Origin of the sequence: Oscillatoria sp. CS-180, from assembly GCF_028330965.1 — a bacterium.
GTDB lineage: Bacteria > Cyanobacteriota > Cyanobacteriia > Phormidesmidales > Phormidesmidaceae > Halomicronema.
The window spans coordinates 1-13,617 of record NZ_JAQMUB010000032.1 but is presented as its reverse complement, the minus strand read 5'-3'; the positions used below and the strand labels follow the sequence as shown (position 1 = coordinate 13,617).

General features: G+C 49.9%; 10 protein-coding genes and 1 pseudogene. 7 read left to right on the top strand and 4 right to left on the bottom strand.

Features of this window, described 5'->3' with window-relative positions:
* Positions 1–15 precede the first annotated feature (15 nt).
* A pseudogene (locus PN498_RS07015) lies at positions 16–1,230 on the bottom strand (DUF790 family protein); the annotation flags it as partial.
* A 216-nt stretch (positions 1,231–1,446) separates the two neighbouring features.
* On the opposite strand from PN498_RS07015, the gene PN498_RS07010 reads away from it, so the two are divergent.
* From PN498_RS07010 to PN498_RS07000, 3 genes are all read left to right on the top strand, one after another.
* A complete protein-coding gene (locus PN498_RS07010) occupies positions 1,447–2,061 on the top strand; it encodes an L-threonylcarbamoyladenylate synthase (RefSeq protein ID WP_272062194.1) in 615 nt (204 codons plus the stop codon).
* Positions 2,062–2,228: 167 nt separating this feature from the next.
* On the top strand, positions 2,229–3,002 hold the full coding sequence (locus tag PN498_RS07005; protein ID WP_272062011.1) for a sensor histidine kinase: 774 nt from the start codon (positions 2,229–2,231) through the stop codon (positions 3,000–3,002).
* A 51-nt stretch (positions 3,003–3,053) separates the two neighbouring features.
* Entirely contained in the window at positions 3,054–3,443 is a 390-nt protein-coding gene (locus PN498_RS07000; protein WP_272062010.1) for an SH3 domain-containing protein, read from the top strand.
* Positions 3,444–3,537: 94 nt separating this feature from the next.
* Here the strand turns inward: PN498_RS07000 and PN498_RS06995 are convergent, their stop codons facing one another.
* The 3 genes from PN498_RS06995 to gatA all read right to left on the bottom strand — a co-directional run bounded on the left by PN498_RS06995 (position 3,538) and on the right by gatA (position 7,035).
* Positions 3,538–4,458, bottom strand: a complete 921-nt coding sequence (locus PN498_RS06995; RefSeq protein ID WP_272062009.1) for an Npun_R2821/Npun_R2822 family protein — start codon at positions 4,456–4,458, stop codon at positions 3,538–3,540.
* Positions 4,459–4,598: 140 nt separating this feature from the next.
* Positions 4,599–5,456 carry an alpha/beta hydrolase gene (locus PN498_RS06990; protein ID WP_272062008.1) on the bottom strand — a complete coding sequence of 286 codons (858 nt, stop codon included), beginning with the start codon at positions 5,454–5,456 and terminating at the stop codon, positions 4,599–4,601.
* 127 nt (positions 5,457–5,583) lie between these two features.
* Complete coding sequence (gene gatA / locus PN498_RS06985) at positions 5,584–7,035, bottom strand: Asp-tRNA(Asn)/Glu-tRNA(Gln) amidotransferase subunit GatA (protein WP_272062007.1); 1,452 nt, start codon at positions 7,033–7,035, stop codon at positions 5,584–5,586.
* Here gatA and PN498_RS06980 point away from each other — a divergent pair.
* The 4 genes from PN498_RS06980 to PN498_RS06965 all read left to right on the top strand — a co-directional run bounded on the left by PN498_RS06980 (position 7,034) and on the right by PN498_RS06965 (position 13,543).
* Positions 7,034–7,216, top strand: a complete 183-nt coding sequence (locus PN498_RS06980; protein ID WP_272062006.1) for a hypothetical protein — start codon at positions 7,034–7,036, stop codon at positions 7,214–7,216. The two genes, gatA and PN498_RS06980, sit on opposite strands and share 2 nt — an antisense overlap.
* 497 nt (positions 7,217–7,713) lie before the next feature.
* Complete coding sequence (locus tag PN498_RS06975; protein WP_272062005.1) at positions 7,714–9,027, top strand: serine hydrolase; 1,314 nt, start codon at positions 7,714–7,716, stop codon at positions 9,025–9,027.
* 460 nt (positions 9,028–9,487) lie between these two features.
* The gene (locus PN498_RS06970) at positions 9,488–9,616 is read left to right on the top strand and encodes a hypothetical protein (RefSeq protein WP_272062004.1); all 129 of its coding nucleotides are present in this window, start codon (positions 9,488–9,490) and stop codon (positions 9,614–9,616) included.
* A gap of 273 nt (positions 9,617–9,889) precedes the next feature.
* Entirely contained in the window at positions 9,890–13,543 is a 3,654-nt protein-coding gene (locus PN498_RS06965; RefSeq protein WP_272062003.1) for a G8 domain-containing protein, read from the top strand.
* Positions 13,544–13,617: the final 74 nt, after the last annotated feature.

Genomic DNA, 13,617 nt, shown 5'->3' with positions numbered 1-13,617 from the left:
CAGCTAAGCATAACTTTACGCTTCGAGACAGTCCAGCACAGCTTTGGGCGTGAGCTTGTTTTTGAACCAAATTACCTTAGCGGGAACGTCAGAGACCTTGACACCAGCCTTCTCTAGATTCAACCGTTCAGAGATGGCAAGAATCAAATTGTCGGTTTCTGCTCGGCGGACTTGGGCAAATTTTTTTCGCAAATATTCGGGTCGCCAATATCCCACAATCTCTAGCAGATAGCTCCGACCATCGGGGTGAACCAAACGAAAATCGGGAATCATGACGCTGCCCGGAATGGGAATGAGATCGACTTCCCGCTCTAGCTGCCAATCTGTCTTTTTGTGCGGCCAGCGGTTGGCAAAAGACTCTTCCAGCATACTGTCGTAGGGTTTGCCAGGCGGATAGTGGGAGACTAGTCCACAGTCAGACTCTAGGGTGAAGCGTCGTTCTTTCAGCTGTTGACTGTAGCGATCGCGCATAACCAATGTTGCCGTCAGTCCCCACCGTGTCACATGCAGAATGGCCGGAAGCAACTTTGCCATATCTAGCCCATAGCGAGTACTGGGCTTGAACAGGCTGGTTGGTCCATCAATTTCAACCGTAAACCCTTGATCGGCATCTCCTTCAATGTAGGCCATCAGCCGAAACAGCTTGAGATATCGAAACAGGAGCTTATATTCCCCCGGATCATTGCGGTAAGCCTGAATGGTGACCCGACTGGCTTTATAGAAAACGCCCTGTACTTGGGACAGGTTATAGCGGTGAATCAGAGCTGTCTCTGTTGGCGAATCGAACGCTGTCAGAATATGGTTTTCTTTCAGGTCGGCGTAGAGTCCCTGCCGGATTTCACTCGGCTCAACGTCTCGATCCAGCTCTTGGCTGAGCTGAGCTGAGAGAGTCTGTAACTGTCGGTGCGTGGATTCTGGACTGGGGGCAGTGCTGCTGGCTAGGGCAAATACTCGCTCTCGCAGCATCGGGGGTTCTAGCGGACTGACGGGTTCAAAGGTGCTGAAACTGGATCGCAAAATATGCGCTAGCCCACGTTTAATCCGGTAGTCGGTGTCTTCTCCTTCCAGGACTTGCAGCTGCTGGTTGAGCTGTCCTTGCGACTTGCCTTGATGAGCTTGAAACAGCTCAATTAGGTCTGTTGCGATCGCGAGATAATCGTCATTCAACGGAAGTCGCTTGGGCTGAAGGGTTTCTCCCCAGGGACGGTGCATGAGTAGGTCAGATGGTAACGTAGGTCTCCTCCTCGGGCTTTGGGGATGTCGGAACGCTGTCTATACGCTTCACTCTACCGATAAAGTGCTGGGCTGTTGAATTAAGATTTTGAACATAAGGTGTGGTGCATTACTGTGAGTCGGCCAAGAAACTGTGGTGCATTGCTGCGCATTGGTCCAGTCTTGCTAGCGTTATGCACCCTACGGTTTGTCATGTTTTGGTTATGGTGGCTGATGACTGATGTCTCTGTTGTCGATTTCGTGACCCAGATTCGCTCGGGTGAGGCTTTGGCGAGCTTTCCGACCGATACGGTACCCGCTTTAGCGGCTCGTCCTGATCAGAGCGAGCGGATTTATGCCACGAAGGAACGTCCGGCAGATAAACCTCTGATTCTGATGGGCGCAAACCTAGCTGACCTGTTGCCTTACGTGTCAGGTCGTGACGATGAACTGTCGTATTGGCATCGCATTACCGAACGCTATTGGCCAGGCGCGTTGACGTTGGTGTTGCCCGCTAGCGATCGCGTTCCCCCTCAAATGAATCCGCTGCAAACGGGCACAATCGGCATTCGCGTTCCCAATCATGCTTTAGCCCGATATCTCTTAGCGAGAACAGGTCCATTGGCGACAACGAGCGTTAACCGATCCGGTCAACCTGCTTTAGAAACGATGGCAGACATCGCAGCGCAGTTTCCTGAGTTACTTCTTTTGTCTGAGGCGGCAATTGCCAATCTCAAAACTGAGATTGGCGACTTCACGCTAGCGGCATCGGGGGTTCCGTCAACCGTCGTTCGCTGGCATCAGGGAGATTGGCAAGTTCTACGACAAGGCGCAGTCAGAATGGAGTAGCTCACGCTTTAATTCTGGTCTTGTCGTCAGTATGCTCACTGGCTTATTCCGCAAAATCTGTTAAAAGGGCATAAGGTGTTGGGTTGAATTTGTAATGCAACATTTCAACTTTCCCAACCTCAAAAAACCAGATATACGCTTGAGTAGCGCACTATAGGGTTTTCTTGATGACGGATCTAAATGAGGCAGGTTCTCTTCAGAAGTCTGATACACGACTTCAACTTGCCTATTATCGAGCGTTAGAGTCGGCAAGCTTTAAGGGGGGCTTTCTAGCCAGAACAGCACATGAATTGCGATCGCCCCTCAATAAAATCATCAGTCTTCAGCAGATGATCATTGAAGGTCTATGTGATGATGTTGAAGAAGAACGAGAATTCGTTGCAGAAGCCTATGCCGCTTCGATGAAGCTGTTGGAACACCTTGACCTTCTGATTCGGGTTTCCAAAATTGAGATAGGCCGACTGACTCCGACGCTGCAAAAAGTTGATGTGTCGCAGATCTTCAATCAAGTTAAGGAAGTAACGCATCTGCAAGTGGCTGATCGAAATTTGCGCCTCAGTGTCAGACCGCCGGAGGAGCCACGTTATGTTTATGCCGACCCGGTTTGGCTACAGAACATCCTGACGACACTGATTGAGATGGCGTTGGATAGCTGCGATCGCGGCACGCTCCGGATTAGAGTTGCTGCTGATCTGGCACCGGCGGATACCTGCTGGCTGTGGTTGGAAGATGATCGGCCAACAAGCTGTTGGCATGAGCCTGCCATACTATCAACGCCTGGCGATTTTGACCTAGACAACCCACTCTCATCTAGCCTGCGAATGAGCTTGGTCGAAGCCATGCTGAAAGCAATGAATGGCAGCCTATCCCTGATGACGCTAGCTGATGCAGACTGTCCCAATCGTCTGCAAATCGCGTTGCCGCTTATCAAAAATGCCTGATATTAAGCAGTAGACGGGAATTTTGAAATGAGAGAATTCAACCCTATTGCTGTGAAACATTTTGCAACTGCGCTCATCCTCGCCGGCACAACATCGTTGGGGATGACGATTGATCAGAAACCGGGACTGACTCAGCCTGTTGAGGCGTGTGCAACAGCGGGCGGCCTGATTCCAGTCGAAGCTGAGTATGTCAGCGAAGCTGAACCTGCCTATGTTCACGGGAATGAGTTGGGCAGTCCAGTCAATGTCCGTTCTGGACCAGGACTGGCTTTCGACGTTATTGACACTAGCAGCGTCGGTTACTATGTCGAAGTTGTCGGCCAGGCTTTCAGTCGTGACTGTGAAACTTGGGTTCAGGTCCGATTTCCACTCTCAAGGATGGAAGGCTGGATACATTCCCATCACATCATGTTGAGCCAAAGCCGCGACTGGTGGGATTAGGGCCAAGGCAGAAGGATAAGGAGCGCCAACGTAAACTAACGAAACCGCTATGAATGCTGGGTTTCGTTACCTCAAGCCCAACCTATAGGCGGTGCTAACTGATCGCTTGTTTGAGATCTCGTAACCAGGTTTTAACACCCTTCTTTGATTGTGGAGGGTTGAGCACTTCAGGGGGAGGGCCTTCCGAGTCGTTTAGGTAGCGATAGTGGAGCCAGATATCCCAATAGGGGCAGCCCGCTTCGATACGGATGCCTGCCCAATGAAGGTAATCCAAATCTTTTTGAACTTTAGGGTCAACCAAGCGCATGTCACTGTATTCAAAATGCGACATCCCCGCCCAATTACCAGGCCCTTTTCCATCAGCTCTAACCAGATTTAGCCGCTTTGGCAATCGTTTTAGAACCATATAGTTGATGATGGGCTGGTCAGACGTTTTTTGCGAGAAATCGAAATAGTCTGGATGATTCGCACAGTTTCGAAAAACCTCGTAGAGGTCTTCTTCGGTAATCAGTTCTTTCTTAGAGGCCCAAAAACCGCCATTAAAAATATCTTGTAGTTCTATCTCGGTAAAGATCTTGTCTTCGACAACTTTTTCACTAAAAACGTTTGTAATACCACCTTTATGTTGGTAGTCGTAACACAAGAAGTCGTAGTCATTTAGGGCGTCTAGCCAGCGGCTAATCTTGCTAAAGACCACGACGTCAGTGTCTATATAGAGGAATTTTTCAAATGGCCCAAACCAGCAGGCTTGCTTTCTAAACTGATTGGGACGAGCAAAAAAATCACTACCGAAGATAGCCTGAAGCTTTTGAGAAAGACGCTCGATAAAGGCTAAGTCAGGATATGTTTCAACCCCGTGATCCTGTTTGAGTTTTTGTGCAATGCCCTGGTAATGGTCATTGTAGGGAATCATCATGATGGGAGTATCGGGGTCATACAGCCGAATACTGTTGACGCAAGCGATCGCGTGATCCATCACCTTGTCGTTTGCCGTGATATAGATCCCTCGCTCCATGCGGTTCTCCTAAGTACGGGTGTCTGAGCAAATCCATTCCCCTAAGATTCCTTACTGGAGAATACCCGTATTCCCGGAGAAACGAGCGATCGCGCTTTGTCCCACCAGTTAACTGATTTACATCAATAGTTCAGCAGAAACTAAGACACCGTTTCTGCTGACACCGGTTTCTCTTGAAGAGACAAGAGCCACTGTCGCAGCGTTTCTCGGTATTGAGTCCCAGAGACCTCAGCAATATCGTTGTGGTCAGCGCCGGGGACCAGCCAAATTGCTTTGGGTTCAGGGGCGATCGCGTAGAGCTGTTGGCTCATCAATGCGGGGATGGTGCGGTCATTCATCCCGTGAATGAACAGGACTGGCATGTTGAGGCTGCTCACTTTCGATTCGGAATCAAAATGCTGAGTCAATAGCCATTTGGGGGCAACGCGACTGTAGCCCACTTGATCCATCATGTCGGCCATTGAAGTGAAAGACGCTTGGATGATGGCCCCACCGGCCTGGGGTTGTTGGGAAGCTAGCTCAACAGCGATCGCCCCACCAATGGAGTGGCCAAACAGCACAATTGATTTTGGTGCCATGTTGCGGGTTTGCACAAGATAGGTCCATGCGGCAGCAGCATCTTCGTAGACGCTGGCCTCATTCGGGAAATCACCCGCGCTTTTACCGTAACCTCGATAGTCAACCACCAAAGCTGACAGGCCAGACTCAAGAAAATACTGGGCATGAATCAGACCATCTTCTACATTGCTGGCATTGCCATGCAGGATAAGAACCGTTTTGGCATCAGGATCCTGAGCCGAAATCCACCATCCGTGCAGATTCCCTGGGTTCATCTCAATCCAAACGTCTTCGTAAGACAACCCGACATCAGCTGGCGTCATCGTTGGGACGGGCTGAGGGTGGAAGATCAATCGCGTTTGTCCAAACCAAAGGGCTAAGCAGAACGCAACATAGGCGATCGCTCCCAGTCCGAAGAGGGTCAATACTAACCGTCCCATAGGCATTACTTGTCGGTTTCCGTTGTTAGGGTAGCGCGGGTGAAGAGGAAATGTATGGCACTGACGACGGCTTTACATAACAGAACAGCGTCCTTTTTCCTTCGTCTACCTATCCAATCATTCACGCTTAAAGTTTAGGTGCGCTGGTGTGCCACTCGGTTACTTGTTCATAGGCATAAGCCAAGTCGAACAGGGTCTGTTCTTGCAAGACATCGCCAATGAGCTGTAGACCAATGGGCAGGCCAGCATCATCAAAACCACAGGGAACACTAATACCGGGAAGACCCGCGAGATTGACCGGAATCGTCATCAAGTCAATCAAATACATACTCAGGGGGTCATCGACTTTGGTACCTGCCTCAAATGCGGTAGTTGGAGACGTTGGACAAACCAATGCATCAACTTCTTTGAAAGCCGCTTCAAAATCCTGCTTAATCAGCGTGCGAACTTTCTGCGCTTTGAGGTAGTAGGCATCATAATAGCCTGCTGAGAGGGCATAGGTGCCGATCATGATACGGCGCTTGACCTCTGCTCCAAACCCAGTGGCTCGCGTTTTAGAGTACATCGAGATCAGGTTACTATCCTCTGACCTCACACCATATTTCACGCCATCATAGCGAGCTAGGTTAGAGGAGGCTTCAGAAGGCGCAATGATGTAATAGCTGGGTAATCCATAGCGGAAACGAGGACAGGAAATGGTCTTGACCGTGGCTCCCAAAGCTTCGAATTGAGCGATCGCAGCTTTGACGGCTTTATCCACCGACGGCGAAAGCCCTTCGCCAAAGGTTTCTTGGATGATGCCGATGGTGCGACCTTTGCAGTCCAGTCCAGGTTTGAGATTAGCCGTGTAGTCTGGAATCTTGACGTCAAGACTGGTGGAGTCTCTGGGATCATGTCCGGCGATCGCCCCCAACACAATTGCCGCATCCTCCACAGTGCGAGTCAACGGTCCGATTTGGTCAAGAGAAGAGGCAAACGCGACCAGGCCATAGCGAGACACCAAACCGTAAGTTGGCTTCAGGCCCACAACCCCACAAAAGGAGGCGGGCTGTCGAATGGAACCCCCCGTGTCAGATCCCAAGGCCACAGGACATTCATCAGCCGCCACGGCAGCAGCCGATCCCCCTGACGACCCGCCTGGAACGCATTGGGGATTCCAGGGGTTGCCTGTAACGTGATAGGCCGAGTTCTCAGTTGAGCTGCCCATGGCAAACTCGTCCAAATTGGTTTTTCCCAACGCTACGGTTCCTAAGTCAGCTAGGCGCTGAGTCGCGGTCGATTCGTAGGGCGGGATAAAATTGTCGAGCACCTTCGAGGCACAGGTGGTGCGAATCCCTTTGGTGCACAGGTTATCCTTCAGTCCGATGGGAATTCCTTCAAGCAGGCCAATATCCTCGCCTGCTGCAATTTTGGCATCCACTGCCTGAGCTTGGGCGATCGCGCTCTCCTCAGTCACCGTCAAGAAGCTGTGTACGGTTGGCTCAACTGCTTTGATACGATCTAAATACGCCTGCGTAATCTCCACTGCAGAACGCTCTTTTTGCGTGAGTTGACGATGTAACTCGCGGATCAGCGACATGACTAGCCTCAAAGGTGGATGGGTATGGGGAAGGGTGCGTGTTCAGACTTATCAGCATAGGGGAAAAACAGTGAGCGATCGCTATCACATTTCAGCACCCTACTGGATTCAAGCCATCGGGACACTTGAAACAGCGATCGGCCTCAGCAGTCAAAAAACAAGATGCCTCGCCAAGCCATAGCAAAAAGCAAAAAGACAAAGCCAAAAGGCAAAATCAATCCTTTACCCAGCGCGGATTGCAGCGTTCTTAACCGTCCTCAGCTAGATGCCTGTGGCTATATCAGTATAAAAGGGGCTGCTGCCGCTGACATGATAAATGACGGCTAAGTAAATTGGGTTCAGCGTCTAGCTGTGTTCGTAGAAGAGAAAAACCAGGATAGTACGTCTCCTCAGAATCAAGAGTTCTAACCAATGAGCTAGTCGGCTTCTACAGCTAGCATATGGCGGACATCACTTACTCTATTGATGGAGATTCTGCGTAAGTCCCAAAAATATTTGTGGCTGGATTGATGATAACTCTCAGGAGGATTGGTATTCAACAGGACACTGAGTGGACATGAAACGCGATAATTTACCCAAGTGTGGTGTGGCACCTATAAAGTTGAGGTAGCAGTGTTAGGGGAGAGCTTCAAAAACCCAATCGGAAATCGATCTTGGAATACCCCCTGGGTATTTGGCGTGGGATTTCTGTCTGGAATAGCTGTGACGGTAGCGATCGGCAGCCTAAGACCGACCTTTACTGACCTTTGGTCACAAAGGCCACCTGGTCTAAACCTGGGCAGTAGTGGATCAGATGCTTTCCTAACTGATGGAGATTCCGACATTGCCTCAAACGGCCTAACTACCCTTGAAGTCAACGGCGGTATGGGAGATCTCGCTCCCTATTTTGCAGTAATTCAAGCAGCCCGCATGACTCGCGAGCAGGTTCAGATGGAGGCTGCTGCTGAGGCCAACTTCAAACGGTCTAAAGAACTCGCAGTTCAAGGCATTGCAACCCGTGATGCTGGCCGTGAAGATGGAGAGGAAACGTTAGAAGAACTGTTGCAGCAGGAATATCTCTGGCAGTCGGCCCTGCGTCAGCTAGAACAGATACCCGAGGAATCCGTTTTAGCAGAGGCGGCAACAGCCCGACGAGAGGACTACGCAGCGATTCTGGGTCCCGTTTCGCAAGATATTGATAAGCTCCAGTCCGGCTTCCTATCCAACATCGCTGAAGCAACAGGACGCCCCCAAGCAATCCGCATTACCATTTGTCATTTGTCAGGAGAATGTCGGGATTATAGAGGCGATCAGCCTCCTGCCAGTCCTGCCAGTCTAATCAAGCTTCCCGTGGCCGTCGTTCTTATGCAAAAGGTGATGGAGGAAGGGATTGATCTGTCTGACTCTATGTACGTAGATCCGCATAACTGGACTGAGAACGCCAATGGCGCCAAAATCTATGTCCGCCACGAATATCCCATTCGAGAAGTGATGGTGCGGATGCTCAAGGAAAGTAACAACATTGCGACCAACCAGCTCATCGACTATATCGGCTGGGATTACATGAATGAAACCCTGCAGAAGATGGGGTATGAACAAACCCGAGTGAGATCGAAGCTTATCGGCGATCGCACAGCTCCAACTCGTAATCGGTCGGTGGGGCGTAACGTGATGACCAGCAACGAAGTCACCGAGATGATGCGCCAGATCTACACATTTTCAAATCCCGGTGATGACGAAATCCTTGAGGGCATGGTCGGTCAGTATGACTGGGAGTTTGGCTATACCGCCGTCAGTCAGCTCAGAGACAAGCGAGTTGCTTGGATTGGCGAAAAAACCGGGCAAAATTCCAATGTGATCGGCAGTTCTACAGCGGTCAAAATTGATGACGAGCGCTACGTCCTGACGGTAACAATCGATAACAGTGCTAATCAGCGTATGCTACGAGAGGTCATGGGCAACACCATTCAGCACATCTTGGACGAAGGTCATTTGGTCAGAGTCAGCCGCTAAAACTCGGAAATCTGACTGTTCTTTTAGCTACACAGGCAAACAGTACAAAAGTTACACAACTCATTTTGCGTAATCTCAACGTTCTGCTTCATTGGGACTTGAGATTACTTTAATGATGTCATTGAGGAACTGCAGGATAAGAGTAGCAACTAAATTAATACCTGCATTCACCGCAGCAAGACGAGTCTACAGAGTAGTAAAGTAGTTTGCTGTGTCTACCGTTTCAAGTACTGTTTCTTTTGTCAAAAATGTAGACATAGAGCCAAAGTGTTTCAACTCTGATCAGGCTTTGGATATCTGAAAACACAAAATCATTTGAATCTAACTGCTGCTTTAAAGCTGATCTCTAAACAGAAGAGATGCCGCTAAAGGCAGAAGAATGAAAGGAAAAGTCAGAGTTATCGCTTTAGCTGTCTAGGCTGGTGAACTAATTAGCATCAGGTGCTTAGCGCGTAGCTCAATGGCTCGTCGTCTTGACCTAACGGCAGTGGCGACGGCTATTAATCCGGTTTTGGCCCATAGCTCCCCCGCCTGGGAAAGCCAGACTAACGTCTCCCAGAATTGGGGGATACCAGGGATTTATGCGTAAGTCCTACTTCTAAAGCTTGGAAAAAAGAGCGTAGTCTCGTGTGCGATCGCACGAGATTCTTTGGGCTGCTCCCTAATAAAAACACCCCTATACCCCCCACCCTTAACAGGATTTACTGCACTGCCACTAGTCCCGCAACGCGGAATTCAAAACTCAAAACTCAAAACTAAGGCAGATAAGCTTTCCGAGCGTTTTACAGGGTAAGCCTACTTCTGCCGTAGTGTACTGGCGTTCAAAACATGGAGTTTAAGTGTCATCATGGACAATCACACGATGAGTTCATCCAACACCCATTCCCATCATGATGGGCCTCATGCAGATGATCCAGTGAAGATGAAAGAGCATCAGGCTTTGATGGACTTGGTGCCTAAAAATAAAGCGACACACGTCGCTGTCAACAATGGCTCTTGGTTTGACCCTAATACTTGGAAAGGCGGAAAGATTCCGGGTGACAAGGCAAAGGTTTTAATTGAAGAGGGTGTCAAAGTTCGTTATGACGGTGAAAGCGATGCCCGTCTCAAAACCGTTCGCCTAGATGGAACGCTGACCTTCGCGCACAACAAAGACACCAAGATGGTGGTCGATACCTTTGTTTCAACAGACGAAGGAACACTTAACATCGGAACCGAAAAAAACCCTATTCAGGCGGACAAAACAGCACAAATTATCATTGCCAATGAAGGCAAGATTGACACCCGTTGGGATCCCACTCAGCTCAGTCGTGGTGTTGTTACCCACGGTGAAGTCAACATCAACGGTGCCGAGAAGACTGACTTCATTGCCCTATCGAAAGATGCGATCGCAGGCGATAGCGAACTAGTGCTCAAGGGAAAACCGTCTGGATGGCGGGTAGGCGACAAGCTCGTCCTGGGCGGCACCAGCTACGGTTGGAAAGGATCCGATCAGGACAACAGTCGCTTTCGTGACGAAGTACTCACAATCACGGAAATCAACGGCAACCGAGTCCGTTTTACGAATGACAGCATTGAGAGCGGCGACAACACGATTCTACGATTCGATCATGTCCGCCCCGACATTCCAGAGAAAGACCAGCTTTCTCTCTATGTAGCCAACACTAGCCGTAACGTCACGATTGAAAGCGAAGATGGCGAGAGTACCCCGACCTCACAGCGGGGACACACCATGTTTATGCACAATCCAGATGTCAGCATCAACAACGCAGGTTTCTATCATCTAGGACGCTCTGATAAAACGAAACTTGTGGATGATGTCAGCGAAAATGTTGATGGTTCCAAAGGTCATGGTAAAAACCCACGCGGTCGCTATGGTCTGCACATTCATCGCACGGGAGCAGATGACATCAACGGTCAAGCCGCGATCGTGACGGGGAACGCCGTAGTGGATACTCCGGGTTGGGGAATTGTGCACCATGACAGTCACGCCGTCCTTAAAGACAACGTTGTCTTTGATGTGGCTGGAGCTGGCATTGTTGCAGAGGCCGGTAACGAACTGGGTCTCTGGGAAAACAACATTACCATCAAGACAACGGGCATTCCTTGGGAGAAGGTTTCTCAGCAAAGTGATGCGCGCGATCGCAAATTTGACTTGGGCTTTCGAGGTGAAGGGTATTGGGTTCAGGGAGCGGCTCAGGTCGCGATGCGAGACAACGTCGCCATCAGCGCTAACGACAGCGGAATCACCGTTTTCGGAGACACGCTTGATCCTCAGAACGACTTTAGGGACAAGGAGACGATCGCGGTCAAAAACTTACCGGCTGATATCCGCGATCGAGTTGCTCAACCCGGGCAAGAGGAAGTCGATGTCACCGACGTCCCCCTACGTGAACTGTCGGGCTTCGAAAGCTACAACACCAATATGGGAATGAGAGTGTGGGGGCAAATGACTAATTTTGACGGTCATCTCACATTTAGTAGCCCTGAGCCTCGAACAGCCCATGAAGCCCGGGGTCTAATCGAAGATTTTAAGCTGTGGGGCAATCGCTATAGTGGCCTGCGCGTTTTTTACAGCAGCAATCTAGACTTCAAAGACGGACTCATTGTCGGGAACGTCGAAAAACCGAGTGGTGGCAACGGTATCTTCCACAATCACGCAACGTTTCAAACAAACTACAAAGATCTCACTGTCAAAGGATTCAAGGAAGGACTTGACGTTGAATTCTTGAACGAAGAACGAGACTTTACTCGTTCCTCCATTGAAAACAGCCGCTTTAGCGACAATACCTATAACCTCAGAACGATTGGAACCAAAGCACCTAAAGATGAGCGGCCTGATGATTTACCGGCAGAATTTGCCATCAAAAATACGGTTTTTGAAGAGCAAGAGGGCAATAAAGCTCCTATCGCCCGGTTCAAAAACAAGGCTGCCGGTGGCTTGTCGGTCACATTCGATGCCAGCGCTTCGTATGATCGCGATCCCTTAGGACCCGATCAAACGTCCCCCAAATACCCCATCGATAGCAAAGGAATTGCGACCTATGCTTGGGACTTCAATGGGGATGGTCGGTTCGATGACTTTGGTCGTAAGGTCACTCATGAATTCAACAAAGTAGGCACTCACGACGTCACCCTGCAAGTTTTGGACAACCAGGGAGCCGCTCAAACCTTGACTCAGGCCGTACAGGTCAAACCAACCGCTTATGCCAACGCTTTCAAAAACAGTAACTTTAGTGGATCTAAGACCTTTTTAGAGGGTTGGAAAGACAATAGTCAGTGGTCCGATGACGGCTGGTTTGCAACTGAGGCGGTCAGAAACAGCAACGGTGCGGCCAAACTCTCGAAAGTGGGTAAGTGGGGAGGTGCGGTGGGACAAGTTGTTCACAACGATTCTCTCCATCAAGGCGAACAGACTCTCAGTTTCCGACTCAAGAATCTAGAAGGCGGCGATAAGCAATGGCAGAGGAACGAAGTCACCGTCGAACTATGGGGCGTTGATGGACAGTTTGATCAGAACTATTGGGAAGAGACCGGACCAACCCAGGTTGGCACCCTACCGATGTCTCGAACACTGCTATACAAGGAGACCTTTGGAGGTGAAGACGGAGAGTTCTTCAACTGGAAAACGTTTAAGCCCAAGGTTAATCTGGGTGACGGATATCAGTTCTTGCTCTTTCAAACCAAAGGCACAAAGCTTGCAGACGCAGGCGATTTTGTCGCCATAGACGACGTCAAGCTAACGGGTGAGGCTCCATCTGGGGTTTCTAAACCCAGTTCAAATCCAAACCCAAATCCAGATCCTCAACCCATGCCTCCCAGTGTCTTGCCAGCACCCATCGCTAGCTTGAAGCTAGATGAAAAGTCCGGCAAGATTGCAGCAGATAGTTCTTCGCAAGGAACTAAAAACGCTGGCACTTTAGTTGGCGATGCTCAATGGACTTCAGGACTCAATGGAGGCGCTGTCACTTTTGACGGGAAAGGCGACGCTATTCGTCTTGCCAATTCTCAAGACATCAATATAGGCAAGCACGACGAACGAACAATTTCGCTCTGGTTTAAAGCAGATGAACTGCTGGCATCCGGCAAACAAAAGCAAGTGCTTTATGAAGAGGGGGCACACGTTCGCGGTTTGAATATTTACCTCGATGGCGATGAACTGCAAGTCGGCGGCTGGAATCAACCCGGTCAAGAAAGCCAGTGGAAGGGAACTTGGCTTAGTACGGATGCCTTTGCGGCGAACGAATGGAATCACGTCGCGTTAGTTCTAGACGGTAGCGAGAAGGTTACTGATGGGGCGCTGAAGGGCTATCTCAATGGCAAACAGTTTGGAGAAGGTAAAGGCTCACAGCTCTGGCAACATACGGGCGGTATTGGTCTAGGTAGCATTAACAATACAACTCGATTCCATGATGGTGTTGCCAAGAGTGGTCATGGCTTTGATGGCGCCATCGATGAGGTCATGATCTTCAACGAAGCGCTAACAAGCAGTCAGGTTGAGACGTTGGCAGCGTAAACGTGGGATCTGCCAGCGCCACACGGGGTTGGCTTTTATGAAGCTAAGGGAGGTCGGGACGCACAACTGTGCGT

Coding starts and splice junctions, on each gene's coding strand:
- PN498_RS07010 (WP_272062194.1), top strand. CDS start 1,447: ATGACTGATGTCTCTGTTGTCGATTTCGTGACCCAGATTCGCTCGGGT.
- PN498_RS07005 (WP_272062011.1), top strand. CDS start 2,229: ATGACGGATCTAAATGAGGCAGGTTCTCTTCAGAAGTCTGATACACGA.
- PN498_RS06995 (WP_272062009.1), bottom strand. CDS start 4,458: ATGGAGCGAGGGATCTATATCACGGCAAACGACAAGGTGATGGATCAC.
- PN498_RS06990 (WP_272062008.1), bottom strand. CDS start 5,456: ATGGGACGGTTAGTATTGACCCTCTTCGGACTGGGAGCGATCGCCTAT.
- PN498_RS06980 (WP_272062006.1), top strand. CDS start 7,034: ATGACTAGCCTCAAAGGTGGATGGGTATGGGGAAGGGTGCGTGTTCAG.
- gatA (WP_272062007.1), bottom strand. CDS start 7,035: ATGTCGCTGATCCGCGAGTTACATCGTCAACTCACGCAAAAAGAGCGT.
- PN498_RS06970 (WP_272062004.1), top strand. CDS start 9,488: ATGGCTCGTCGTCTTGACCTAACGGCAGTGGCGACGGCTATTAATCCG.
- PN498_RS06965 (WP_272062003.1), top strand. CDS start 9,890: ATGAGTTCATCCAACACCCATTCCCATCATGATGGGCCTCATGCAGAT.